At 38.9% G+C, this 26,444-nt stretch carries 19 protein-coding genes; 14 read left to right on the top strand and 5 right to left on the bottom strand.

Annotation, left to right across the window (positions count from 1 at the left end; translation table 11 throughout):
- Positions 1-9: 9 nt before the first annotated feature.
- On the bottom strand, positions 10-1,581 hold the full coding sequence (locus CZ809_RS05810) for an arylsulfatase (protein ID WP_080156429.1): 1,572 nt from the start codon (positions 1,579-1,581) through the stop codon (positions 10-12).
- A 384-nt stretch (positions 1,582-1,965) separates the two neighbouring features.
- Between CZ809_RS05810 and CZ809_RS05805 the strand changes: the two genes are divergently transcribed.
- The 9 genes from CZ809_RS05805 (at position 1,966) to CZ809_RS05765 (ending at position 13,601) form a co-directional block, all read left to right on the top strand.
- Positions 1,966-3,513 (top strand): arylsulfatase, encoded by a 1,548-nt coding sequence (locus CZ809_RS05805; protein ID WP_080156428.1) that lies wholly within the window; start codon positions 1,966-1,968, stop codon positions 3,511-3,513.
- A 229-nt stretch (positions 3,514-3,742) separates the two neighbouring features.
- Positions 3,743-5,938: a tetratricopeptide repeat protein gene (locus CZ809_RS05800; RefSeq protein WP_210434274.1), complete on the top strand. Its 2,196-nt coding sequence runs from the start codon at positions 3,743-3,745 to the stop codon at positions 5,936-5,938.
- Positions 5,939-6,022: 84 nt separating this feature from the next.
- Positions 6,023-7,021, top strand: coding sequence for an AAA family ATPase (locus CZ809_RS05795; RefSeq protein ID WP_080156426.1), 999 nt, complete (start codon positions 6,023-6,025; stop codon positions 7,019-7,021).
- A gap of 8 nt (positions 7,022-7,029) precedes the next feature.
- Positions 7,030-7,965, top strand: coding sequence for a DUF58 domain-containing protein (locus CZ809_RS05790; RefSeq protein WP_080156425.1), 936 nt, complete (start codon positions 7,030-7,032; stop codon positions 7,963-7,965).
- Positions 7,965-8,501, top strand: a complete 537-nt coding sequence (locus tag CZ809_RS05785; protein ID WP_080156424.1) for a DUF4381 domain-containing protein — start codon at positions 7,965-7,967, stop codon at positions 8,499-8,501. The genes CZ809_RS05790 and CZ809_RS05785 overlap by 1 nt, the downstream gene beginning before the upstream one ends.
- Entirely contained in the window at positions 8,491-9,588 is a 1,098-nt protein-coding gene (locus tag CZ809_RS05780; protein ID WP_080156423.1) for a VWA domain-containing protein, read from the top strand. Before CZ809_RS05785 ends, CZ809_RS05780 begins: the two co-directional genes overlap by 11 nt.
- Positions 9,581-11,284 (top strand): vWA domain-containing protein, encoded by a 1,704-nt coding sequence (locus CZ809_RS05775; protein WP_080156422.1) that lies wholly within the window; start codon positions 9,581-9,583, stop codon positions 11,282-11,284. Before CZ809_RS05780 ends, CZ809_RS05775 begins: the two co-directional genes overlap by 8 nt.
- Positions 11,284-12,621, top strand: a complete 1,338-nt coding sequence (locus tag CZ809_RS05770; RefSeq protein ID WP_080156421.1) for a BatD family protein — start codon at positions 11,284-11,286, stop codon at positions 12,619-12,621. The genes CZ809_RS05775 and CZ809_RS05770 overlap by 1 nt, the downstream gene beginning before the upstream one ends.
- Before the next feature lie 80 nt (positions 12,622-12,701).
- A complete protein-coding gene (locus CZ809_RS05765) occupies positions 12,702-13,601 on the top strand; it encodes a LysR family transcriptional regulator (protein ID WP_080156420.1) in 900 nt (299 codons plus the stop codon).
- Between the two features lie 20 nt (positions 13,602-13,621).
- Here the strand turns inward: CZ809_RS05765 and CZ809_RS05760 are convergent, their stop codons facing one another.
- Positions 13,622-14,377, bottom strand: coding sequence for a formylglycine-generating enzyme family protein (locus CZ809_RS05760; protein ID WP_235865837.1), 756 nt, complete (start codon positions 14,375-14,377; stop codon positions 13,622-13,624).
- A gap of 231 nt (positions 14,378-14,608) precedes the next feature.
- Here CZ809_RS05760 and CZ809_RS05755 point away from each other — a divergent pair, with 231 nt between their 5' ends.
- From CZ809_RS05755 to ygjK, 3 genes are all read left to right on the top strand, one after another.
- Positions 14,609-15,928 (top strand): anaerobic sulfatase maturase, encoded by a 1,320-nt coding sequence (locus CZ809_RS05755; RefSeq protein ID WP_080156418.1) that lies wholly within the window; start codon positions 14,609-14,611, stop codon positions 15,926-15,928.
- 57 nt (positions 15,929-15,985) lie between these two features.
- Positions 15,986-16,990, top strand: coding sequence for a tetratricopeptide repeat protein (locus CZ809_RS05750; protein ID WP_235865810.1), 1,005 nt, complete (start codon positions 15,986-15,988; stop codon positions 16,988-16,990).
- Between the two features lie 683 nt (positions 16,991-17,673).
- Positions 17,674-20,304 carry an alpha-glucosidase gene (ygjK, locus tag CZ809_RS05745; RefSeq protein ID WP_080156417.1) on the top strand — a complete coding sequence of 877 codons (2,631 nt, stop codon included), beginning with the start codon at positions 17,674-17,676 and terminating at the stop codon, positions 20,302-20,304.
- Between the two features lie 152 nt (positions 20,305-20,456).
- On the opposite strand, the gene CZ809_RS05740 is transcribed toward ygjK, so the two are convergent.
- Complete coding sequence (locus CZ809_RS05740) at positions 20,457-20,864, bottom strand: NUDIX hydrolase (RefSeq protein WP_235865809.1); 408 nt, start codon at positions 20,862-20,864, stop codon at positions 20,457-20,459.
- Between the two features lie 261 nt (positions 20,865-21,125).
- On the opposite strand from CZ809_RS05740, the gene eptA reads away from it, so the two are divergent.
- Both eptA and CZ809_RS05730 read left to right on the top strand, forming a co-directional pair.
- Complete coding sequence (eptA, locus tag CZ809_RS05735; RefSeq protein ID WP_080156415.1) at positions 21,126-22,733, top strand: phosphoethanolamine transferase EptA; 1,608 nt, start codon at positions 21,126-21,128, stop codon at positions 22,731-22,733.
- A gap of 127 nt (positions 22,734-22,860) precedes the next feature.
- Positions 22,861-23,220 carry a diacylglycerol kinase gene (locus CZ809_RS05730; RefSeq protein ID WP_080156414.1) on the top strand — a complete coding sequence of 120 codons (360 nt, stop codon included), beginning with the start codon at positions 22,861-22,863 and terminating at the stop codon, positions 23,218-23,220.
- Positions 23,221-23,332: 112 nt separating this feature from the next.
- On the opposite strand, the gene speB is transcribed toward CZ809_RS05730, so the two are convergent.
- Both speB and speA read right to left on the bottom strand, forming a co-directional pair.
- Positions 23,333-24,250, bottom strand: a complete 918-nt coding sequence (gene speB, locus CZ809_RS05725; protein WP_080156413.1) for an agmatinase — start codon at positions 24,248-24,250, stop codon at positions 23,333-23,335.
- 103 nt (positions 24,251-24,353) lie between these two features.
- Positions 24,354-26,273, bottom strand: a complete 1,920-nt coding sequence (speA, locus tag CZ809_RS05720) for a biosynthetic arginine decarboxylase (RefSeq protein ID WP_080156412.1) — start codon at positions 26,271-26,273, stop codon at positions 24,354-24,356.
- Positions 26,274-26,444 lie beyond the last annotated feature (171 nt).

The raw sequence follows: 26,444 nt of genomic DNA, 5'->3' as shown, positions 1-26,444 counted from the left end.
TGTAATTAACTACTTAATGTTTAATTTTTCCATTTGTTGTTGCAGCTTATCTAATTGCTGCATTTTCGCTTTTAATCCAAGTGACTCAGCGTTGATGGCAGCAGGATTCATTTGGGTACTTACCTGCATTGGGTAATTAGGCAGGGTCTCAAAGAATTGGCCTAATACGTCTTGCATGGGTACGAATAACCACATGTTGTCAGCCATCCAACGTAGATACATTCCAGATTCATGAGGCGCTTTTTCAAATGGGTCTGCACGTAGATGGATAATCTGAGGCCAGTTTGGTGATTGACGAACGGCATTTGAGATATTGCCATCCATTACGGCGAAATTCAGTTTCCAATCTTTCCAGCGCACTGCATTTAACTCACCATTAGCCGTGAAATAAAGCAGTGATTCACGTGGTCCTTTATCTACTTTGCCTTCAAATAGTGGTTTGAAATCGTAACCATCAATATGAACTTTAAATTCTTTGCCATTGGCTTTATAGCCTTTAGCCAGTTTTTCTTTTACATCTGGAACACCAGCAGCATCAAGTAAGGTTGGAAGCCAATCTTGGTGTGCCATCATTTCATTAATTTTAGTTCCAGGTTTGATTGTGCCCGGCCAACGTACTAACTGAGGCACACGCATACCGCCTTCCCATGTTGTGCCTTTTTCGCCATAAAATGGTGTAGCACCGCCATCAGGCCACGTTACTGTTTCAGCGCCATTATCGGTGGAATAAATAACGATAGTATTATCAGTAATGCCGAGCTCATCAAGTTTATCCAATAAAATACCCACTTGATCATCATGTTCCATCATGCCATCTGCATAAATGCTGACACCTGATGCGCCACGGTATTTTTCTTGCAATCGTGTCCAAACGTGCATACGTGTAGTGTTATGCCAGATAAAGAATGGTTTATTAGCTTTAACGGCTTTTTCCATAAAGGCCAAAGAAGAACTTAGGAATTCTTCATCGGCATGCTCCATACGTTTACGTGTCATTGGTCCGGTATCTTCGATTTTACCGTCAGCATAAGATTTGATTACACCACGAGGGCCATAGTTTTTATGAAATTCTGGATCTTTAGGGTAGTAATAGGTCTCAGGTTCTTCCTCGGCATTTAAGTGATAAAGATTACCAAAAAATTCGTCAAAGCCATGGTTGGTTGGTAAATGTTTATCTTGATCGCCTAAATGGTTTTTACCAAATTGTGCTGTCATATAACCCTGATCTTTTAATAGATCAGCGATAGTTGGTGCCCAATCAGGAATGCCATGCTCCGATCCAGGCATACCGATAGTTAACAAACCGGTACGGAAAGGTTCTTGACCTGTAATAAAGGCGGCACGTCCAGCGGTACAAGATTGTTGTCCATAGTGATCGGTAAACAGTGCCCCTTCATTAGCTATTCTGTCAATATTGGGGGTTTTATATCCCATCATGCCTTGGTTATAAGCACTGATATTCCAATAACCGACATCATCACCAAAAATGGCAAGTATATTCGGTTGAGATGCAGCCATTGCTGATCCTGACGCGGCAAGTAGTCCAATACTAAGTGCAATTTTATTAAGGTGATTCGCCATGCATAAGTCCCATTAGTTGCGATTAATTTTAGGTACTCTAAGTGAGTAATAAAAATGCGTCGCTTTATAGGCGTTATAACCAAAAGTTATTATTTCTATTAAAATATTGATTTTTATTGGTTTTATATGTTTTTACGATGAGCGTGATATTGCTGAAAAGTGAGAGCTTTATCTCATGTTTTGGTGATATAAGTTTATTTTTAATAGGTACTTAGGATATTGCTAATCTATTTTGTTGATATTAATAAGATTGTCAGTAATGGCGTTATTTATTGCATTTTTTCGCTGTTAAATGTGACCTGTGTGTTAATTTATGTTAGCTAAAATGTACTCTCTGAGCTATACATTTAAAGGTGTTTTTTACTCGTGTATACAGGAGTTTATATGACAGTTAGAAAGGGAACTCAACGCCGATTAAGTATTTTAGCGGCCGTTTTGATGGGCGCTTCTGGCTATTCTGTTGCAGCAGAAAAGCCAAATATATTAGTTATTTGGGGCGATGATATTGGGCAATCTAATATTAGTGCTTATACCTTTGGTCTGATGGGATATAAAACGCCTAATATTGATAGTATTGCCAAAGAAGGAATGATGTTTACCGATTATTATGGTGAGCAATCGTGTACCGCTGGACGTTCTACATTTATTACTGGGCAAGGGGTGCTTCGTACTGGATTAAGTAAAGTCGGATTACCTGGCGCTGATATTGGTTTACAAGCCGAAGATGCAACCATTGCTGAAGTACTTAAACCTCAAGGTTACATGACGGGGCAATTTGGTAAAAATCACCTCGGTGATAAAGATGAAATGCTACCTACAAACCATGGTTTTGACGAATTTTTTGGTAATCTTTATCACTTAAATGCCGAGGAAGAACCTGAAAATATTGATTACCCTAAAGATCCAGAATTTCGTAAAAAATTTGGCCCTCGTGGTGTCATCCATTCTTATGCTGACGGTAAGATCGAAGATACCGGCCCATTAACCCGTAAGCGTATGGAAACGGTTGATGATGAAACGGCGGCTGCCGCGATTGATTTCATGGGACGGGCAGTGAAAGCGGATAAACCTTTCTTTGTGTGGTGGAATGCAACTCGTATGCACTTTAGAACCCACGTGAAGCCTGAGCTTCAAGGTTCAACCGGTATCAGTAATTATGCTGATGGTATGGTTGAGCACGATAACCATGTTGGTGAATTATTAAAAGCGGTAGATAAGCTAGGCATTAAAGATAATACCATTGTCTTTTATTCAACTGATAATGGCCCTCATATGAACTCATGGCCAGATGCGGGTACAACACCGTTCCGTAGTGAGAAAAATACCAACTGGGAAGGCGCATACCGTGTTCCTGCAATGGTTCGTTGGCCGGGTAAGATTCAGCCTGGTGTTGTATCCAATGAAATTATGCACCACATGGATTGGCTACCAACATTTGCAGCCGCAGCAGGTAATGACAAGATTAAAGAAGAGCTAAAAGATGGCACTAAACTCGGTAATAAGAGTTTTAAAAACCATCTTGATGGTTATAACTTCTTACCTTATTTAACAGGAAAAGAAGACAAAGGACGTCGTGATGAAATCTTCTACTTTACCGATGATGGTGATTTAGCGGCGCTGCGTTATAACAAATGGAAAGCCGTGTTCATGGAGCAACGCGCGAAAGGTACTCTTCAAATCTGGGCTGAACCTTTTGTGACCTTACGTGTGCCTAAACTATTTAATTTACGTATGGACCCATACGAAGTGGCTGATGTGACGTCAAATACTTACTATGATTGGTTATTAGATCACGCGTATATGTTTGTTCCGGCACAAGCGTATGTAGGCAAATATCTAGAAACCTTTAAAGAGTTTCCACCACGTCAAAAAGCGGCAAGTTTTAGTTTGGATCAAGTAATGGAAAAACTTCAACAACCGCATAATAAGTAATTAAGCATTGACTAATATTTGGGCTCTTCGGGGCCCATTTTCATTCTAGAATAAGCCGCTTTTATTCACATAAAGACTAATGTAAATGGAAAATTCATCCGATATAAGCTATATCTGAAGTATCGCTATAATATATTTTAAATACAAAGGGTTAGTTAATATCAATACAAGGATGTATATGATTGATAAAACAGTATTCGCTATTTTTTGCCAAGTATGGATAAGTCTAATGATGTTGACATCAACGGCTTTTGCTGCGGATTTTGTAGGTAGTGATCAGTGTATTGATTGTCATAACGATCAAGTTAAGGCATGGCAAGGGTCTGATCATGACATGGCGATGAAACACGCTGATAAAAACAGTGTGTTGGGTGATTTTAATGATGTAACGTTTACATTTAAAGGCAAAGTGAATCGTTTTTTTACTAAAGGCGATCAATATTGGGTCAATATTGAAGGGCCTGATAACCAGTTTCATGATTATAAAATTAGTTATACTTTTGGCTTTGAACCACTACAGCAATATATGGTGGAATTTGACGATGGACGTATTCAATTGATTCCATTTGCTTGGGATGCTAGAGCGCAAGAGCAAGGAGGACAGCGTTGGTATCATCTTTATCCTGAAATGGAAAATACAGACGCGTTTTATTGGACTAACACTGGCCAGAATTGGAACTTCATGTGTGCAGATTGTCATTCTACCGATGTTAAGAAAAATTATGATGCTAAAACGAATACTTATAACACCCAATGGTTTGAAATAAACGTTGGTTGTGAAGCTTGTCATGGGCCTGCCAGTGATCATATTTCATGGGCTAAAAGTGAGCAAAAAAACACTACGGCTCATTATGGTTTTGAACGTGATTTAAGTAAGTCTGTCAAAGAATGGGTGTTTAAAGAAGGGCATTCAACTTTGCAGCCCAAAGAAATTCAACTTACAGATCAAATAACGGTGTGTGCGCAATGTCATAGTCGTCGAGTGCAATTAAATGAAGACCAAGCCCACGTTAAAGGTTCACTGCTAGACAGTTATTTGCCGAGCTTAATTACGTCTGAGTTATACCATAATGATGGTCAGATTTATGATGAAGATTATGTTTATGGTTCTTTCATGCAGTCAAAAATGGCTGAAAAAGGGGTAACTTGTACCAACTGTCACAATCCGCATTCAACCAAATTAGAGATTCCTGAGCAGGCCGTCTGTAGTCAATGCCATATAGCATCTGAATATACGCCCGAAAAACATACTTTTCATAAAGCAAACACGGAAGCGTCACAATGTACCACTTGCCATATGCCTGAAACGACGTATATGGGAGTGGACGCACGGCGTGATCATAGTTGGCAAATTCCCCGTCCTGATTTAAGTAAAAATATTGGTACCCCCAATGTCTGTACTCAATGTCATCAACAACAAGATGATGCTTGGGCAGATAAACACGTTGGTCAATGGTTCCCTGATTCACCTTATCGAAATCAACAACATTTTGCGGTCGCATTTTATGCCGCAGATATTAATTATCGAGGCGCAGGTGATGCACTGTCTTACACCGCTCAAGATATAAAACAAGCGGGGATCATTCGTGGTTCAGCATTACAGCGCTTAGGTGCTTTTCCAAGTAAGAATACGGTCGTAGCTTTGGGGCGGGCGATAAAACATGACGATCCATTAATACGTTTAGGCGCAATTCAAGGCTCCGCTGGATATTCAGCTTACGATCGGTGGCAGATATTATCGCCGTTATTAACCGATAAGGTACTTGGCGTACGAACGGAAGCGGCAGGAGCATTAGCGGCATATTGGCCAGAGTGGAACCCATTACAGCGAGAAAAGTTATCTCCAGCATTAGATGAGTACATTGAAATTCAATTATTTAATGCCGACAGAGGCTTTGGAATGACGAACTTAGGCAATGTTTATCGTGCTCAGGGAGAATTTAAAAAGGCAGAACAGGCATATTTAAAGGCAATAAAAGTTGAGCCTTATTTTGTTAATAGCTATGTCAATCTTGCTGATTTATATCGAGCGCAAGGCAATGAAGTTAAAGGTATTGAATTAATGCAACAAGGGATCACCGCGCAACCTAAATCTGGGGTATTACGCTATAGCACAGGTCTTGCATTACTACGCCTAAACGACAAAGCACAAGCATCCACTTATTTTGAACAAGCGACAGCCGTTGATCCTCAAAATGCGCAATATTGGTATGTTTATGGTCTTTCTCTAGAACAGAGTAATACCAATCAAGCAGCAACTGCATTAGCAACAGCGTTCAGTTTAAGTGCAAATCCGCAACATTTATTTGCCCAGTGTGATCTGTTGTTAAAAGCGAAATCATCACAAGCAAAAGTCTGTATTACTCAGTTGGAACAATACGCCCCTAAAAATGTCATTGATGCACTCAAAAAACGGCTTTATTGATGAGGTCTATAACCAATAGTTATGGCGGATTTGATTAAGATAATACGTAGTCAATCATCAGGTAAGTGGGCATAAGGAGAAAACATGAATCAAACTCAACAGGCTATTACAACGCTTATCTCTCAAGTCGAGGCATCGGTGATTGGTCAATCCGATGTGGTTCGTGCACTTGTTATTGGGTTATTAACGCAGGGACACGTTTTACTTGAAGGATTACCCGGCACGGCAAAAACACGCTCAGTTAAGTCATTGGCGGATAATTTGCAGACCTCATTTGGACGAATTCAATTTACACCTGATTTACTGCCTTCCGATGTAACAGGAACTGAAGTCTATCAAGAATTAAATGGTAAACCGCAATTGCATTTTCAAGCAGGACCTATTTTTAATAGTATTGTGCTTGCTGATGAAATTAACCGCGCACCCGCAAAAGTTCAAGCGGCGTTATTGGAAGCGATGGCAGAAAGAACAATAACCGTCGGTGATAAAACGCACGTATTACCAGAACTTTTTATGGTGTTAGCAACGCAAAACCCCGTAGAACAAGAAGGAACGTATCCACTACCCGAAGCGCAAATGGATCGATTTATAATGAAGGTCAGCGTTGATTACCCTGATGATGACGCTGAACTTGAGATTATTCGTCTTGTGCGCGGTGAAGAAACCGATCCTAAGTTAACCGCTGAGATTACAAAAAATCATACTAATACCAATATTCAATTAGATCCCTCCATTGTGATGCAAGCACGAGCTGAGCTTGCGCTGGTGGAAATATCTGAAATTAGCGAACGTTATATTGTGGCGTTAGTGATGGCAACGCGCAAACCTGAACGTTATTTAGCATCGTCACTTTCTCGTTGGATAGAGGTGGGAGCAAGTCCTCGCGCTTCAATTGCATTAGACAAATGTGCCCGTGCTTATGCATGGCTACAAGCGAGAGATTATGTTGAACCTGATGATATTCGAGCAATGGCGCACGCGGTATTAGGACATCGGATTACGTTGAGCTATGACGCATTAGCTGATGGTGTGACTCAACAACAAGTGATAGATGAATTGTTGGATTATGTTGTTATTGGGTAGGGCTTTTTATGAGTAAAAAAAGCACAGATAGCCGTATTCATTGTGAATATAGCCAACTAATTAAATTACAATCTCAAGCGGGATTTTTCAGTTTATTACCCAATTTAAAAGCAGGTACAGCGTTGTCGGGTCGCCATTCGTCTATTTTTCGAGGACGGGGGTTAAATTTTGAAGAGTTACGACATTACCAATTAGGGGATGACATTCGTAATCTTGATTGGAAGGTGACGCTGCGAACGGGAAAACCCCATGTTCGCTCATATACCGAAGAGAAAGATCGTAATTTTATTATTTGTGTCGATCAACGCAGTAGTATGTTCTTTTCATCCATTGATACCATGAAATCTGTGGTTGCCGCAGAATTAGCGGCATTGACCGCATGGCGTATTCTTAAAGACAGCGATCGCGTTGGTTTTATTATTAATACCCCTCATCAAATACATTGGTTAAAGCCAAAGCGATCTCAAGCTGATCTGCTGCATCGATTACAGCTATTGTCTGATGTGAATCAATCGCTTGATGTCAGCAGTAATGATAACTATGAGGTTGGATTTACTCAATTTGTTACGTTATTAGGTCGTTTGAAACTCAAAGAAGCCACCATCATTATTTTAAGTGATTGGCATGGAGCCACGGTTGATGAAATTACCCATCTGAAACATCTACAAAAACATAATGATGTATTAGGGGTATTAATTTCTGATCCTTTTGAATCTCAGTTTCCATCGCAATACAGCCATTGGGTGGTGGGGGATGGATCGTATCAACTTAATTTAAGTGATGCTAAGCGGTTTGACTTAGCCAATAAAGGCTTAGGTAAACATCAAGATTTAAAGAAAGAGCAATTAATTCAACTGATGGCGACAAAAGGGCTGCCATTGATTGAAGCAGATACGTCGGGTCATCATCTTGAACAATTTAAACGTGCAATTGGAGGCCGATAATGAGCATTCATGCGCCACCTAGTAATTACATGTTAAGAAATATGAGTGAGGTGACAATACCTGATCATGTGAGCTGGTTTCCTCAAACTATTGGCTGGAAAATTGTTGCGGCTATTTTGATTGTTGTTGCTTTATATTATGTTATTCAATCGATTAGGTTGTGGTGGAATAACCGTTACCGCCGAGAAGCAATGGCTCTGATGAGCGTCATGCAAGCCTCAATAAATAGCGCCAGTATGCCATTATCATTGCCTTTAGATGTATTTGAAGTGATGAAGGCGGTATTAATTTATCTTAACCCTCAAAAAAACAATACTTTTGGTGACCAATTCCTCAATGATTTAGATGAGTATCGCTCACCACAAACTACACTCTTTAATGATGATCTTGGTCAGAAGTGGATGCGGTCTTTGGTGCAAAAACAGTGTCTATTATCCAAGCAAGAATTATCAGCACTAATGACATTATGCCAGCAATGGTTAGTCGAACATGGTGAACTTCATTTAAAGAAAAATGGAGGCCAAAATGTTGTTTAGTCAATTGGAGTTAGTGAATCCATATTGGTTATGGCTATTACCATTACCGATTATTATTTATTGGTTTATTCCCGCTTATCGCACCCGTCAATCAGCGATAAAAGTGCCTTTTTTTGATGTGCTAGTCCAAGCGTTAGATGAAGTACCGTCTGAGGGGGCAGGTCAGTTAAGAGCCAGTTATTGGCAAAAAGCCTTGCTTATTATTTCATGGTGCTTATTAATTTTTGCATTAACTAATCCGACTATTTTAGGGCCACCACAAACACGAGAAAGTCTAGGGCGAGATGTGATGGTGGTTGTAGACTTATCCGGTTCAATGGCTGAGCGAGATTTTGTCTCAAAAACAGCATCTGATAATGGCGGTATTCAAAAAATATCGCGCTTAGATGCAGCGAAAGAAGTATTAGCTGATTTTGCAACAACGCGTCAAGGAGATCGCTTAGGGCTGATTTTATTTGGTGACGCAGCATTTGTACAAACACCGTTTACAGCCGATCAAAAAGCATGGTTAGCACTCTTAAATCAAACTGATGTGGCAATGGCTGGTCAAAGTACCCATTTGGGTGATGCAATCGGGCTCGCGATTAAAGTGTTTGAACAAAGTGCATCTGCTGAACTTTCTACTTCAACTGACTCCCAACACCAAAATGAGAAACCCCGAGAGAAAGTCGCGATTGTATTAACTGATGGTAATGATACTGGTAGCTATGTTGAGCCGATTGATGCCGCTAAAGTTGCTGCGGCTAAAAATGTTCGTATTCATATGATTGCGATGGGGGATCCTACAACAGTTGGTGAGAAAGCATTAGATATGGATGTGATCAATCGGGTTGCGGAAGTATCTGGAGGGCAAGCATTTCAAGCCATTAATCGAAATGAGTTAGAACAAGCTTATGCGGCAATTGGTAAATTAGAGCCACAGTTATATGAAAGCACCACATATCGACCTAAAAAGTCGGTTCATCAATATCCAATTATGTTAATTGTGGTGATGTATCTGTTTGGATTTGGGGTTGCAACGATGAGGCGACAGTTGACACCATCGTTAAATAAAACCACGCTATACTCAGGAGAAAAACATGTTTAATTCCCTGATGTGGCAACAAATTGTCGATAATTTTCATTTTATTCGCCCATGGTGGTTATTGCTCTTGGTTCCTTTGTCCATTGTGATTTATTTACGCTGGAAACAAGATTCAAACAATGAATGGCAGCAACAACTACCGCAACATTTGCGTCAAGTTTTAACCATTGGTGATAGTGGTTGGAAAAAACAATTACCGCTGAAGTTGTTAAGTGTATCCATGCTGGTGGCCATTATTGTGTGTGCGGGTCCAACATGGGAACGTGAAGCTTCACCTTTTGGGGAAGATAAAGCCGCTTTATTGATTGTGCTTGATAACAGTGAATCTATGTTACAAAAAGATCTTGCCCCTAATCGCTTAGAACGTGCGAAACAAAAGATTCGAGATTTAATTGCATTACGTCAGGGGGGGAAAACTGGATTAGTCGTTTTTGCAGGTTCAGCGCATTTAGCGATGCCATTAACCAAAGATGATGCTGTTTTTGCGCCTTTTTTAGCGGCGATTCAGCCTGATATTATGCCAGTAAAAGGCAAGAGCGCCGAAACAGCGCTAGCGTTAATTGAACCGCAACTAAGTACTGAAAATGTAGGTACGGTATTGCTCATTACTGACGCCGTTAATTCGGTAACAATTGAAGCGTTTAAAGATTATTTTGCCGTCAGTCCTCATCAATTATTGGTGTTAGCGGCGGGCAATAAAGACCGCGTCAGTAATGAACCTCTTGATTTGGCATCACTTAAGTCCCTCGCAAAAAACACGCAAGGGAGCGTAGTGGAAGTGACCATTGATGATAGTGATATCAAGGCACTTAACCGTAATATTGAACGCCATATGCAGTTAAATAATGAATCTGCAATGCCATGGAAAGACATGGGGTATTTTTTGCTGTTTCCCGTGATGTTATTGATGTTGTTATGGTTTAGAAAAGGGTGGTTAGTCAAGTGGTGTTTAGTAGCCGCTATTGTGTTTCCAAGTTTTTATTCAACGATCACTTATGCGGAAACCGTAAGCCTAAAAGCGGTTACAAATGAGCCGATAGCCGATGTGACGATGTGGGATAAAACAGTACATTGGTGGATGAATATTTGGTTGACGCCGGATCAACAAGGGCAATGGTATTTTAATCAATTTGATTATTTAACCGCAGCAAAGCGTTATCAAGATCCTCTTAAAAAAGGCATCGCTTATTATTATGCGGGTGAATATAAATTATCTCACAGTACTTTTTTACAAGTAAAAACACCCCAAAGTCTTTTTAATGCTGCGAATGCCCTCGCAAGGCAAAGAGAATATGTTGCTGCGCGTGATCTTTATCAGTTATTGCTTGATAGCGGTGAACTTGAAACGGAATTAAAAGCACAGGTCGAGAACAATTTAGCCATTATGCAAGGCATCGTTGATGAAGTAAATCGTATCAGTGAAAGCCAAAAAGGCAGCACTGATGGTCCTGAAGAGTCGTTTGAATTAGGTGATGATAAGCCTAAAACAGGGGATGGCGCTGATGAAAAAGTGGATGCTGCAATGATGGCAAAAGAGACGCTTAATGCGAACGAAATATTAGGTAGTCAAGCACTGGCTGATAAATGGTTACGTCGCGTAGAAGCTGATCCTAAGTATTTTTTACGTGCTAAATTTCAATTGCAGCTTCGTTCGCAATCAGTGGATATAAAAGATGTGCCTAATGAGGAGATTAAATAATGCCCCCCTATAATGCTCCCCATTATTTTCAGCGCTACGTTGTCTATATTTTGGTTATGCTTATATTGCTGTCGATAAGTGTTAATGCACAAGCAAGCACAGCCAATATGCTTGATAAATCAGATCAAGTGACAATAAAAACATGGTTAAGTGATACAGAGAATATTCACAAAACAAAAGACAGTAAGACGCCAACCTATGCCGTTAATCAACAGATTATTCTCTATATCGAAGTGATTACACCGCGATGGTTTACTGGTGGAACGCGAATCGCACCGATTGAAATACCCAATGTGGTGGCTAAACAGCGCAATCAATTAGCGATGAATTTTACCGAAAAAAAAGAGGGGATTACCTGGACCCATCAACGTTGGGAAATAACATTATATCCTCAAGTTGAGGGACATTTTGTGGTGCCCTCAACGGCTGTAACGGTACAAGTGTCACGTCCTAATTCAACCAATGCCACAGGGGTTTTATATACCGAACCACAGGCGTTCTCCGCTATTATTCCATCAGGATTATTAAGTGATCAATCGGTATGGGTTTCAGGGCGAGATTTCTCGGTTGAGCAGCAATGGAGTCAATCTAACCCTGAATTAAAAGCAGGAGATGCGATCACGCGTACCTTGATTGTAAAAGGGTCAAATACCTTAGCAATGCTGATTCCAAAACTGATTCAACCAATAGCGACTGCGGATTATCAAATATATCCTCAACCCAATCAATTAAGTGATTCACAAACCCGTGGTGATTATTTTTCTGAACGAAAAGAATCGACTGTTTATGTACTTCAAAATGGGGGGCAAGTAAGCTTTCCTGCTACTCATTTAACGTGGTGGGATACTGAGACTCAAACTTTAAAAACTATTAAGCTTGAAGGGCAATCTTTTCATGTATCTCATACAGTCAGTTCATGGTTGCATCAATATTGGCATTGGTTGGTCACATTAGTAACAGCTATTGTGGCGATAGTGATGATAGCGTTTAAAACCGTCGCCTATTATAAAACACACCCGTTACCGGCTTGGTTTATCTATGCAAAAGCAATAAAGCATCAACGGTGGGGCCAAGTGAGAGTGTTACTTTACCGTGCATTAAGACGTCATAACGATCAGTTACAATTAAAGCAATACTGTGACACTGTCGATTGGCAACAAGATGCAACTCAGTTTCAATCGAACGGTATTACAAAAAAGTTATCACTGTTTTTATGGCAACAGATTACTCAATCAGGGCGAGGTTTGAATGCTATCCGTGCGAAGTGTAAGCCCAAGCCTGTTTTTCCTCATTTGAACAAACAACGTACAAAATATAAGAAAAATAAAGAGCATTAACACAGAAATGAGATGGAGCTGTTGTCTCTTCTTGGCTGCGTTATACAGTAATATTAATTAGATTAGTAATATCAATCCTTATGAAAAGTACAGAGCTTAACCTTATACCTATTTTTGTGGCTATTTATGAAGAGAAGAATCTATCTAAAGCCGCATCACGAATGAATGTTAGCCAACCCGCGGTCAGTAAAGCACTTAAAAGGTTACGTGAAATTTATAATGATCCTTTATTTCATCGTAATACCACAGGCGTAGAACCGACAGTCTTTGCTACTGATATTTACCCTGCAATGTCGACTGCATTAAAAAATTTCACATCGACTTTGTCTGCATCGAGAGAATTTGATCCTAAAATATCGAATCGTATTTTCTCTATCGCGGTTGTGTCGACCGTGAGTTATTCATTAATACCTAAGTTAATGCAACAAATTCGGTTATGTGCGCCTAATATTGCGTTAGAAGTTCATCCTCAATTTACTGAAGATCTTGAATCTGATTTACGCTTACAGCGCTATGACTTAGTCATTGATTTAGCCCTTCGTGGACGTACAGTTTTAAAGTCTGAAGTTATTTATACCGAAAGGTTACGGGTTGTTTGTCGTGAAAATCATCCTCGTATTGGTGATTCTATTTCATTAGCTGAATTTTTAAGTGAAGAGCATGTTGCAGCCTCACGGTGGCATAGTCGTAGTAGTTTGTTGAATGCGGATGATATTGGTGAACTTGAGGCAAGAAATATTGTTATAAGAGCGGCTGGTGCATTTGAAATGATGCCTATTATTGGCTCAACAGATATGATTGGTATGTTGCCACAATCTGCGATTGATGATTTAGGTGCGTATTATAAATTGAAAGCGCTTGATTTACCGTTTGATGGTCAACAACATGATTTATGTACGATTTGGCATCCAAGTCGTACTGCTGATAGTGGTCATCGATGGTTAAGACAACAAATAAAAAAAGCAGCATTAACTGAATAATGCTGCTGTGCTATTTATCATTATTTTTTTACGTCTTTTACTAAGCGCAGCCCTATATCTGACATGATAATAGATTGGCTAGCAAAATCACGCCGGTAGTTTTGAGATTCTTTAGCGTCATAAGAAAAACTACTACCACGGACTGATTTATGGGCTAACCCACTGGCTTCTTGACGCGAATTTGTTGGGTTAGTTTGTGGAGAATAACGATAAAAATTATCATCATAAGCATCACTTACAAATTCTCCGACATTGCCTGTCATGTCGTATAACCCTAGTTCATTGGGCTGTTTCATTCCAACTTGATGAGCCTTATTTTTTGCATTTTTTGAATACCACGCCACATCTTCAATATTATTAGATCCACTGTAAATATAACCTCGGCTTAATTGACCCCCTCGCGCGGCATATTCCCATTCAGCTTCCGTTGGTAATCGGTATGTTTCACCTGTGATTTGGTTGAGTTTTTTAATGAAATAATTAGCTTGTTGCCAACTTAAATTGTTCACCGGAATATTGGGGGATTGGAAATAGCTTAAAGACGACCCCATGATCGATTCAAATAATTGTTGGGTGACTTCAAACTTAGCAATATAGAAATCATTGAGAGTAACAGCATGCGTCGGCTTTTCTGATTTTTTAGCTTGGTTTGAATCTGATCCCATTAAAAAGCTACCGCCACTGACATAAACCATATTGTGATCTATCGCTTGAGCAATTGGGTGCGGTGGCGCTTCAGCACAACCTATTAGCTGTGAGCTTAGTAACATTGTCATTAATGATATTTTGATAGTGGGCAAAAAAGAAGTGCTAAACATGATGTTCTCAACAGTAATGATTGACCATTTATCATACAGTGAAAGAACTTTCTAAATTGGAATAATACATATAACTAATTTGTATGTTCTTTTTGTTTATTATGATGTTAGAACTTGTTTTGTTATTTAAATTGATAAAAATATTAGACGAGTTTGTATTATTAAATTTGTTATAAAATAGGAATTAGAATGATTATTACTCAAGGTCCTCAGTACAAAGGTAAAGCCTCGAAGCGATTACATGTTATGGCCAAACCCATTGGGGCTGTGTGTAATATTGATTGTACTTACTGTTATTATCTGAGCAAAGAAGACTTACTTGACTACAAAAAAGGGTGTTCTCCACAAATGGATGATGCCACGCTAGAAACCTATATTCAGCAGTATATTGAAGGTCAAAACACCCCTGAAATTATTTTTTCATGGCAAGGTGGTGAGCCGACATTGCTAGGTTTGGATTATTTTAAAAAGATTGTGGTATTACAGCAAAAATATCAACCTGAAGGCGTTATTATTTCCAATGACCTTCAAACCAATGGCACATTATTAACCCCACAATGGTGTGAGTTTTTGGTGGAAAATAATTTCTTGGTCGGACTGAGTATTGATGGTCCTGAGTTATTACATAATGTGTATCGTACCAATAAAGCTGGTCGTGGCACATTTAAGCAAGTGATGAAAGCGGTAGATTTATTGCATCAATATGGTGTGAAATTTGCCACATTAACGTGTGTTAATAATCTCACGAGCCGCAACCCTCTTGACGTGTACCGTTTCTTACGCGATGTGGTTAAATCACCTCAAATGCAGTTTATTCCAATTGTTGAACAAAAAAGTTTTCGAACTGTTGCGCCTCAAACGGAACAGACTAGTGCTCAATTGTGTCAAGGTGATAAACGTTTAATACCCGGTAATAAGCAATCAATAATGGAACCTTGGTGCGTGTCAGATCAAGCATGGGGTGATTTTTTAATTGCTGTGTTTGATGAATGGACGAAGAACGATGTAGGTAAAGTGTTTGTTCAATATTTTGAAGCTAGTGTGGAGACATGGATGGGGAGAAAAAACCCATTGTGTACGCTAGGTGAAATTTGTGGCAAAGGTTTGGCAATGGAACACAATGGTGATGTGTTCTCTTGTGATCACTACGTTTATCCTGAATATAAAATTGGCAATATTCACCATCAGAAATTAGATGAATTGGCTTATAGCCGTAAGCAACAACAATTTGGGTTTGCAAAAGCGAAAACGCTGACAACACAGTGCCAACAGTGTGAGTATAAGTTTGCTTGTCATGGTGAGTGTCCTAAAAATCGATTCATAAAGACCAAAGGCGGTGAGCCGGGGTTAAATTATTTATGTGCGGGTTGGCAAAAATTCTTTGCTCATGCAGATAAATCAATTGCTTATATATTGAATATGTTAGGACATTCGGTGCAGCAAGGTAAATACAGTGATGCCAAGCGATTACAAGCACAACGTGCGGCTGTTTATCATACTAAATTTTAATATTTTTCTCTGCTTAATAGCGGTAGATCAAGACGGTTATAGTATGGAGTGTTATCAGTGACTAATACGATAAAAAAATATGCAGTGATAGGATTAATGGGAGTGTTGAGCTTTTCTATTCCGTCCTATGCTGCCATCGATGCGACAGCTGCAAATCAAGTTCAGAATATGCCAATAGAACAACAACTTGCATATATTGCTCAAAATAAAAATGAAACGATTGAAAAACGCGCCGAAGCACTGCGTCAATTAGCTCAATATCCTAATCAAAACAGTTTAGTTGCTGTTGCTCGTGCTTTGAAAGAACCGAGCCCTGTTCTTCGTCAAGCCGCAATTACAGGGGCAAACTTATATAAATTTGAACATCGGTGGCGTCTGCTTGCACCACTTTTAAATGATCCAGAGTTAAGTGTTCGTCGGGCTGCTACGGTAAATTTGTTACGTAATTACTCGGCGATGAGTACCGATCAGAAACATAAAATGGAAGCGCCATATCAGAATCTTGTCGCGTATTTGCAGCATCAACCGGAGCAGCAGTTGTTAATGGCTGATGCCTATCGTTGGCATGGTGACTGGAAAAAAGCAGACGTTATTTATCAACAATTAGTCATACGTGATCCGCAAAATAGCCAAATTTGGCTGAATTTATCTGATAATTATCGTGCTCAAGATCAAGATGAAGAGGCTTTGGTTGTTTTAAATAAAGCCACTAAGCAATTATCAAAAGATGCGAGTCTATATTATGCAAAAGCATTGACTCAAGTGCGTTTAAAGCAAAAAAAATCAGCGGCTGAATCAATGACAATAGCCACTTCGTTGGCGAATAATAATAGCTATTATTGGTATCTTAATGGTGTGTTACATCAAGATATTGATGTAACTGTAGCGATAGCATCATTTGAAAAAGCCTATTTGATTTCTGGTGCACCAGAACAACTGTATGCTTTGTGTGATATTTATATTAGACATGGTAATGAAAAAGCGAATGCATGTATCGTGGAGCTAGCAAAAGTAGCACCGAGGTCAGTAATTGAAGAACTAAACAAACGTCGTAATTTATGATGTTGATATCAATGAAATTTACTAAATAGATAGACATCATTATGTTTTTATCTTAAAGCCGAGTATTAGTAAAATACTCGGCTTTTATTTTTTATATAGCATGTATTTCAATAAAAACGGTCACAGAGATAACTAATATATAAAATAAACGTAATAGTTGTACGTTGGTGATCATTTTTGCCAGTGATGAACTTCACATTTTCATTAAAAAAATGATTGTTTAACTGTTACGTTATTTACTAAAAATGGTTACAAAAGTTACATAAAGTGCTTTTGGGGGGTGTTATTATTTTTTTGGATAGAGGATCGCATTCATCTTCTTTATTGAACTGATTTTTTGTATCAGCATCACATGATTTTCAGGATAAATAATAGCCTCACGCTTATTTTATAAGCTTATTAATAATTGAATTTTTTATTCCTTTTAGGTCTTGTTTTTATAGTGTGATATTCCTTCCTATATAAGCTCTTTTTTTAATAAAAAGTGTTACAAAATGTTTCTGTCATTTTTTTGTGCTCTATTTTAGTAAAATAATAAACGTGATTTACCTCAATTTTAGTTGTTTTTTTTACCTTTATTATCCACCGCAATTGCAGAGTACGGGTTGTATTCTGCCCATAAAAAAATAGCTGTACGAATAATTATAAGATGCAGCTCATCATTAAATCTCGGGGGATTTTAAATGATTAAACAATCGACGGTAGCAAAAAAAACCTTATTAGCAGCGGCTGTGAGTTCGTTAATGTTTACTGCTGGGTGTAATACTGATGATAATGTAAATTCAATCAGTGAAGAGAAAGACAAACCACAGATAGCATTGAAATTTAAGAATATTCTTGATCGAACTGGGACACCTCAACATTTAGCTGAAGTGGGTGTCGGTGGTCATATGGCGTATACACCACTGCATGATGACGGTGCATGGCATGGGCATTTATTACCGGATTTAAAAGCACACCCTGAAAATAAAGGTGGCTTTGGTGCGACAGCTATTACTGAAGAATATAATACCTCTGTCGCCGAATACTTTGATAAGTTATCAATATTAAAAGCAGGTCAGCCAGTAGATTTTAGCGCGGAGGCTCATAGTATTCCGGGCGCATTAATTCAAACAATGACAGCCGACGGTATTAAAGTTGAAATGAAGTTACAGTTTGTATCTTCACGCTCATCGATTGTTGAAACGATTATTACTAATACGACGGGTGAAAATTTAGAACTCGTGTGGGACGGTAAACTGGTTGACGGTTATTATGCCAAAGATGGTAAACCTGATCCTAAATACAAGTCTACGGTTGCTGAACAATTACCTAATTTGACCCGTGTAATGACATCGAATGATAGCGGTGACATTGATATTGCTTTTGGTAAAGAACGTGATTCATGGATGGTGCGTACCAGTGGATCTTCTGCGTTTAATATTCAGCGTAACATCACCGCAGACACCCATATTAATGGTTTAGAGTACCAATCAGTGGCTAATATTGGTGCTGTTGCTAATAAAACTATTTATACCGTATTTAGTCATACGCTGACCGCAGCAGAATGGCAAAAAGAACAGCCAATTGTTAAAGATATTTTGTCTAACCCAGTCCATTACATCAACGCAAGCACTACCCGTTGGGAAAACTATCTAACTAATGGTCTTGTTAATAAAAATGCGACCTCAGAACAAGAGCGCGTTGCTGTTAAAGCGATAGAAACCTTAACGGGTAACTGGCGTAGCCCTGCTGGTTTTGTTAGCTACGATACGGTGACACCATCAGTAACTGCACGTTGGTTCTCTGGTAACTTAACATGGCCGTGGGATACCTGGAAACAAGCGTATGCGATGGCACATTTTAACCCTGATTTAGCGATGAATAACATTCGTACCGTGTTTGAACATCAAGTAAAAGCCGACGATATATTACGTCCTTATGATAAAGGCTATCTACTGGATGTGGTTGGTATGAACATGTCTAAAGAGCGTGGTGATGCGCTTGGTTTAACTGAAATGAATGATTCGCAGTCATGGAATGAACGTAATACTAAACCATCATTAGCGTCATGGGCGGTGTGGGAAGTTTATACAACCTTAAAAGATAAATATAACCGTGCTGATGATGCTCAAGCGTGGTTGGAAGAGATGTACCCTAAATTAGTTGATTACCATAACTGGTGGTTAACAGCGCGTGACACCAATAGTAACGGTATTCCTGAATATGGTGCCGCGGTTGATCCTGCGCATACAACTGAAGATGGACAATTAATTTATGAATATAAAACGGCGGCTGATCCTGATAACTGGATTCCAGCTAAAGGTATTACTGAATATAATAAATTATTAGAATCATTTAATTATATTGATATCCATAGCCCAGCACAAACCGCTGCGTCATGGGAATCAGGACGAGATGATGCGGCAGTATTTGGTTTTATTGATACTATTGCTGATGCTCAAGGTCTAACTGACTTTAGTGAAATTGCACTTATTGATCAGCTTGGTCGTTATGCTCATAAACAACATGGGTTTGATAATACTTATGCTGTGAATGGTGAACAAGTAACGTATGCCAATACGAATGAAGATAATACGGCTAAATTAAACCAAGCGAAGAAAGATTGGCAGGTTAAGTTTAGTGAAAACCGTGATGATAGTGGTCAATTAGTGGGTTATTCACTAATGCAAGAATCTGTTGACCAAGCATCATACTGGTACAGCGATAATAAATTCTTAGCACAAATTGCGACTGCATTAGGTCGTAATGATGCAGCGGCTGATTTTACTGCAAAAGCAGTGGAAACGAAAAACTACATTAATCAATGTATGTTTGATAGCACCACTGGTTTTTACTATGACATTAATATAAATCCTACTGAAGCTGCGCAATTAAATAATGGTTGTGCGGGTAATCCGATTGTTGCGCGTGGTATGGGGGCGGAAGGTTGGTCACCACTGTTTAATGGTGCGGCTGATGATATGACTGCCGCTGCTGTTGTGAAAAACATGATGGATACCACGAAATTTAATACTAAAGTGCCATTAGGTACAGCAGCAAAAGATAACCCAGCGTATGGTGCAGATATTTATTGGCGTGGCCGTGTGTGGGTTGATCAATTCTATTTTGGTGTTAAAGGCATGACGAACTATGGTTATACCGCACAAGCGAATGAGATGGTTAATAAGCTATTTAAAAATGCAGAAGGTCTAACGCTTGATCGTCCAATTCAAGAAAACTACAACCCAGAAACGGGAGCCGTACAAGGTGCGAATAATTTCTCTTGGAGCTCAGCGCACTTATATATGCTTTACAATGATTTTCTAAAATAGAGCAACTAAGCTTTACTGAATACAAGCTTTATTGAGTAGAAGCAGGGTACTTTTCCCCTTGTACCCCTTTAAATTACGCCAATACATGTCAGTGTATTGGCGTTTTTTATATAGATGATTTCATCATGACCAATAGCGGAATTTGGCGGATATTAATCGATTAAATCTTGTGCTTTCAAATATGCGAGGATCATTAATGTTGCACTTGAACTAATGTCGGTATTATTAGTATTGATCCATCGAATTTCTTCAATTTCAGAGGCTGGTAATAGATCGCCGTTATATTCAGCATAGTAGCAAGTCATGTTAACCATTATACCTTGTGCTTTACCGTGGGCTTGCGCTTGGAAGCTATTGGCATAACATAGCGATTCTGGCACGAGATCAACGGATAGCTCTTCTTGTATCTCTCGTATTAATGCTTGAGCATCCGTTTCACCAGGATCACGTTTTCCGCCAGGAATATAATAGAGTGCTTTTCCATATGAACGTACAGCCAGTAATTTTCGTTGGTCAATATGAAGCCAAGCAAGTTTATCAATAGGTTGAGGTGTATTCACAGTATTCTCCTTTACTGCTTTTAGTGTAACAGTTTTCATAAATATAAAAAAATGAGCTACTATTATATCAATCTATGTTTTCATTAATGCTTCAAACCATATTGTTTAGATGCATGTCTATTAGTTATCTTTATAGGCATAATCATCGCTCTTAAATGGAACAATGATAGCCACGGTTGGCTTTATGCTTACCAGCGGTTTTTCACCACAAATGTGCTGGTAGTTTATGTGATCGTTATGAAATATTAGGAATACTCCATAATGAAATTTCGTTTAACCAGCATCAAATATATATTACTCGTTGCTGTCTTTTTTGCTGCGATACAAAACATTGCTTTATGGAAACATTTAAGTGAATTATTTCTAAAAAGCAGCACTAATGATGTGGTTTTTATTGCGACCATTCCACTGTTTATTATTGCAGCATTAAACATTATTTTTAATCTATTATTATGGCCATGGATACAACGACCATTACTCGTAATAATGATTTTCTTTTCAAGCTTAGCGACATATGCCATGTACAACTATGGGGCGTATTTTGACTATGGCATGATTGTTAATGTATTTGAAACAAACTCAGCCGAAGCGAACAGTTATTTTTCTATGGCTGGTTTTGCATGGATTGTTGTTATTGCTCTTTTTCCTATAATTATATTATGTCGAATTAAGGTTATTTATCGTTCTGTAGTAAAAGAATTAATTGCTCGTAGTTTAAGTATTATTATTTCGTTATTAGTTATTGTTGTTATTGCCGCGGGTTATTATAAAGATTATGCGTCATTAGTACGCAACCACTCTGAAATTAAAGCGCTGATTAATCCAACCAATTATATTTCAGCCACTTTCCGTTACACTAAATACCAGCTCATTGAAGCTAAAATGCCATTTACTCAGATTGGATTAGATGCTCAAAATACCCATCAAGGTGATAAACATAATGTTGTTGTAATGGTCGTTGGTGAGGCTTCTCGTTCAATGAATTATTCATTAAATGGGTATGCTAGAGAGACTAACCCAGGTTTATCTCAACGTAATGTTATTAGTTTTTTAAATGTAAAATCGTGTGGTACGGCAACTGCAGTATCATTACCTTGTATGTTTTCTGTGATGAATAAAGCCAATTACGATGCTATCACTGCACGTCATCAAGATACCGCCATGGATATTTTACAACGTGCAGGTATTGATGTGTCTTGGAAAGACAATGATAGTGGTTGTAAAGGGGTGTGCGATAGGGTGAAGCATGTTGTTATTAATGCAGATGTTGATCCTAAGCTTTGCCATGATGGTACTTGTTATGATGCGGTTTTACTTAAAAATTTGCAGGCACAAATTGATGATGCCAAACAAGATACATTTATTGTTTTGCATATTATTGGTAGTCATGGTCCAACATATGATGACCGTTATCCACCTGAATTTAAAATATTTAAACCAACGTGTAATACCAGTAATTTGCAAGAGTGTAGTCGTAAGCAAGTGACAAATACCTACGATAATACGATTTTATATACCGATCATATTTTAAGCAGTGTGATTGATATACTTAAACAAGATGACAGTAAAGCCAATACTGCCATGATTTATATGGCAGATCATGGTGAATCATTAGGTGAAGATGGGGTCTATTTACATGGGTTGCCGTATTCCATTGCGCCAAAAGAACAAACGACGGTGCCATTAATTTTATGGTTGTCACCTGCTTATCAACACAGTCAGCATATAAATCGTCAATGTTTACAACGTGAAGCAACGGCTGGTGGTTTTTCACAGGATAACTTGTTCCATTCATTATTGGGGATGATGGATGTTAAAACAAAAGTTTACGATGCTAAATTAGATATATTTGCTCAGTGTCGGCAATAGGGCTTTTTGACGAAATAATAAGTAAAAAGTGCAGTAAGACTATTTTTGCTTTTATTTCATTGCTCAAAGGGTATTATTTACCGCAAGTGAGTTATTTACTTATAATAAAAAATAAAGAGAGTTAACGATGAAACCTGGTGCTACGGGCTTAAAACGTATCATTGATGCGACGGGATATTCGATACAAGGTTTAAAGGCGGCATGGATTAATGAAGCGGCTTTTCGACAAGAAAGTATTTTATTAGTTGTGATGACTGTTATTTCATTTTTTATGCCAGTAACAAAAATTGAACGATTAATGATGATTAGCTCGTTATTTATTGTTGTTATTGCTGAATTGATTAACTCAGCGATTGAAGCCGTAGTGGATCGTATTGGGCCTGAACGTCATGAATTAAGTGGTCGAGCAAAAGATATTGGCTCGGCTGCGGTCTTTGTTGCGTTAGTGCTGGTGGCTATTATTTGGGGCAGTATTTTGTTTTTATAGCCACTCTTAATCGAGTTATAAATTAACGCCAGTATTTTTAATCATCAAAATACTGGCATTTTTTTATGTTATTACGTAGCTACCCTATTACGTGACTATCATATTGCATGATTTATTGTTTCTGTGTCGCCCAAAGATGCAATAAGTCCGTGGCAATAGTTGCGGCTGCTAATGCTGTAATATCGGCATGATCGTATGCAGGTGATACTTCAACCACATCCATACCAATCAAATTAATGCCTTGTAAACTACGAATGATTTTTAGCGCTTTATCTGATGTTATTCCACCGCAAACAGGCGTACCTGTACCTGGTGCGTAAGCCGGATCTAAGCAATCAATATCGAACGTTAAGTAAACTGGCATATTACCAACGGTCACTTTTATCTCTTCAACAATCTGCGCCACACTCCAATCGTTGGCGGTGTCGGCTGAGATAACATTAAAACCTAGTTTGTCACTGTGTTCGGTACGAATACCAATTTGCACCGAATGTGTCGGATCAATTAATCCTTCGTTAGGTGCATGATAGAACATCGTGCCATGATCAAATTTACTGCCTTGATCGTAAGTATCGGTATGGGCATCAAAGTGAATTAATGCCATTTTGCCAAAGTGTTTAGCATGAGCACGCAATAACGGCAGAGTAATGAAATGATCACCACCAAAAGTAAGCAGTGTTTTTCCTTGTTCTAATAAGCCGCTTGCGTGAGCTTCTAAGCGCTCACACATTTGACCAGCATCACCACAATCAAATACTAAATCACCACAATCGGCAATTTTAATTGATTTTAAAAGGCTAAAATTCCACGGCCAACGTTTACCTTCCCATGCGAGGTTGGTTGAAATTTGGCGTATTGCACCCGGTCCCATACGACTACCAGAACGACCCGTGGTTGCCATATCAAACGGTACACCAGTAATAATAACGTCAGCATCAGAGGACATTGGCGAAAAATCTAATGGTTGACGTAAAAAGCCAAAAGCGTTGGCGTATAAAGAATAATCTGGGTAATTAGCGAGTGTTGCCATGGTTTTCTCCAACAACAATATAGGGCGGAAGGCCCACTAAAAGCCCTATTACTACCTTTATAGTAATAGGGTGTTCTAAAATAGGGCGACTAAGTTTTTAGTCTTAAATAGCGCGAACATCTTCTAGATAGGTATATCCTTTAAGCCCATCGGCCAGTTCTTTAAGAATTGCTTCACGTTCATTTTCAGCAAGATGTTGCTCTGCCATTAGCTGATATTGACGTAAGAATTCATTAGCATCTAAGTGTACATAACGTAATACATCACCGACATTATCGCCACGATCTATTTTCTCAATATTATAGTGACCATCTGCAGTACAACGCACAACAGCAGTATCGGTGTCCCCAAATAAATTATGCATATCGCCTAAAATTTCTTGATATGCGCCAACCATAAAGAAACCGATACGGTAAGGCTGTTCATCACTCCATGTTGGTACGGGTAGGGTGCTTTCTATGCCTTGGTTTTCAACATATTGATCAATTGTGCCATCGGAATCACAGGTGATATCAAGAATAATGGCACGGCGTTCAGGGGCTTTATTCAAATTACTTAATGGCAAAATAGGGAATACTTGCTCAATGCCCCATGCATCTGGTAATGATTGAAATAGAGAAAAGTTTACAAAAAACTTATCTGCTAAACGTTCATGTAATTCATCCAACAGTGGTCGATGAGCACGGTTTTGGGTTGACAGTGTTTGAGCTAATTCATGACATAAACGTAAACTGACTTGTTCAGCCCATGCTCTATCAATAAAACTGATCATGCCAACGGCAAAGAGAGAGTGAACTTCAGCTAAATCACTTTGGTTATCATGATAAAGCTCAACCAATGAACGGTGATCGGTATGTTCGGTTAGCTCTTTCCAAGAACGCCACATATTATGCAAAATATGCGGAGCATCCTCAGCGGGGGGATTGATCGATTCTACTTTGTAACTTTCAATACCCACTACATCGGTAATTAAAACCGCATGATGAGCGGTTAGATTACGGCCTGATTCGGAAATAATACGCGGCATAGGCATATTGTATTCTTTACAAATATCACCTAAAACATAGACTACATTGTTTGCATATTCATTGATGCTGTAGTTCATTGAACAGCTACTTTGACTACGTGTTCCTTCATAATCAACCGCTAAACCGCCACCCACATCAACGGTAGAAATGCCAGCACCTAATTTTTTAAGTTCAGCATAAACACGACCAGCTTCGCCAACACCATTGCGTACATCACGGATATTGGCGATTTGTGAGCCTAAATGAAAGTGCAATAGCTGCAAGCAATTAAGCATGTCACGTTGACGTAGAGCGTCAACAACCGTTAATACTTGTGATGCAGATAAACCAAATTTAGATTTTTCACCACCGCTAGCTTGCCATTTGCCTTTACCTTGAGAGGCAAGACGAGCACGAATACCTAAGCGAGGTGTTACACCAAGCTCAGCTGCTTCTTGTAAGATGATGTTTAGTTCAGAGAGCTTTTCTAGCACGATATAAACTTCGTGACCTAGCTTTTCACCGATTAAAGCTAATCGAATGTATTCTCTATCTTTGTAGCCATTACACACGATCACCGAACTTGCTTCTTGTGCCATGGCAAGCACAGCCATAAGCTCTGGCTTACTGCCCGCTTCTAAACCTAATTGACGTTGTTGTTTGGCATATTGGCTTTTTAAAATCTCGCTAACCACTTCTTGCTGTTGGTTAACTTTGATTGGATAAACCGCAAGGTAATCACCTTGATAGCCATAATTTTCAATGGCTTGATTAAAAACACCGCAGAGGCTGTCAACGCGATGATGAAGAATGTCGGGAAAACGAACTAACACTGGCAATGACGCGCCTGCCGCAATTAATTCATCAGCAAGTTGTGATAGCCCAATAGTATTGGTTGGGTTATTAACATCGGGACGGGCGATAACAGAACCGTCTTGCGCTATATCAAAGTAACCTTGACCCCAGTAAGGTGTATTGTAAACATTACGGGCATTATTAATTGTCCAATCACTCATTGTTTAATCTCTTCCTGAGCGAAAATACGCCAGCCATAAAGTACAGATGATAAACATCCCTGCGTGGCTGCAGTAAATATCGAAATAGTGTGATGCCTGACGCGATAATGGTCAGAATAAAAGTATGTTGTTATTGAAATCTAATGACGCCACAAAGAGCGTATAGCATTT

This window comes from Photobacterium piscicola (assembly GCF_900166965.1).
In the GTDB taxonomy this organism is placed as follows: Bacteria; Pseudomonadota; Gammaproteobacteria; order Enterobacterales; family Vibrionaceae; genus Photobacterium; species Photobacterium piscicola.
Note: the sequence above shows the minus strand (reverse complement) of the source record. Positions and strands in the feature narration are given on the sequence as shown.

Bases quoted from the DNA above. Each gene is read 5' to 3' on its own strand.
- speA (WP_080156412.1), bottom strand. From the start codon at position 26,273: ATGAGTGATTGGACAATTAATAATGCCCGTAATGTTTACAATACACCT.
- eptA (WP_080156415.1), top strand. From the start codon at position 21,126: ATGAAATTTCGTTTAACCAGCATCAAATATATATTACTCGTTGCTGTC.
- CZ809_RS05790 (WP_080156425.1), top strand. From the start codon at position 7,030: ATGAGTAAAAAAAGCACAGATAGCCGTATTCATTGTGAATATAGCCAA.
- CZ809_RS05730 (WP_080156414.1), top strand. From the start codon at position 22,861: ATGAAACCTGGTGCTACGGGCTTAAAACGTATCATTGATGCGACGGGA.
- CZ809_RS05775 (WP_080156422.1), top strand. From the start codon at position 9,581: ATGTTTAATTCCCTGATGTGGCAACAAATTGTCGATAATTTTCATTTT.
- CZ809_RS05810 (WP_080156429.1), bottom strand. From the start codon at position 1,581: ATGGCGAATCACCTTAATAAAATTGCACTTAGTATTGGACTACTTGCC.
- CZ809_RS05755 (WP_080156418.1), top strand. From the start codon at position 14,609: ATGATTATTACTCAAGGTCCTCAGTACAAAGGTAAAGCCTCGAAGCGA.
- CZ809_RS05765 (WP_080156420.1), top strand. From the start codon at position 12,702: ATGAAAAGTACAGAGCTTAACCTTATACCTATTTTTGTGGCTATTTAT.
- CZ809_RS05780 (WP_080156423.1), top strand. From the start codon at position 8,491: ATGTTGTTTAGTCAATTGGAGTTAGTGAATCCATATTGGTTATGGCTA.
- speB (WP_080156413.1), bottom strand. From the start codon at position 24,250: ATGGCAACACTCGCTAATTACCCAGATTATTCTTTATACGCCAACGCT.
- CZ809_RS05800 (WP_210434274.1), top strand. From the start codon at position 3,743: ATGATGTTGACATCAACGGCTTTTGCTGCGGATTTTGTAGGTAGTGAT.
- CZ809_RS05760 (WP_235865837.1), bottom strand. From the start codon at position 14,377: ATGACAATGTTACTAAGCTCACAGCTAATAGGTTGTGCTGAAGCGCCA.
- CZ809_RS05795 (WP_080156426.1), top strand. From the start codon at position 6,023: ATGAATCAAACTCAACAGGCTATTACAACGCTTATCTCTCAAGTCGAG.
- CZ809_RS05805 (WP_080156428.1), top strand. From the start codon at position 1,966: ATGACAGTTAGAAAGGGAACTCAACGCCGATTAAGTATTTTAGCGGCC.
- ygjK (WP_080156417.1), top strand. From the start codon at position 17,674: ATGATTAAACAATCGACGGTAGCAAAAAAAACCTTATTAGCAGCGGCT.
- CZ809_RS05785 (WP_080156424.1), top strand. From the start codon at position 7,965: ATGAGCATTCATGCGCCACCTAGTAATTACATGTTAAGAAATATGAGT.
- CZ809_RS05770 (WP_080156421.1), top strand. From the start codon at position 11,284: ATGCCCCCCTATAATGCTCCCCATTATTTTCAGCGCTACGTTGTCTAT.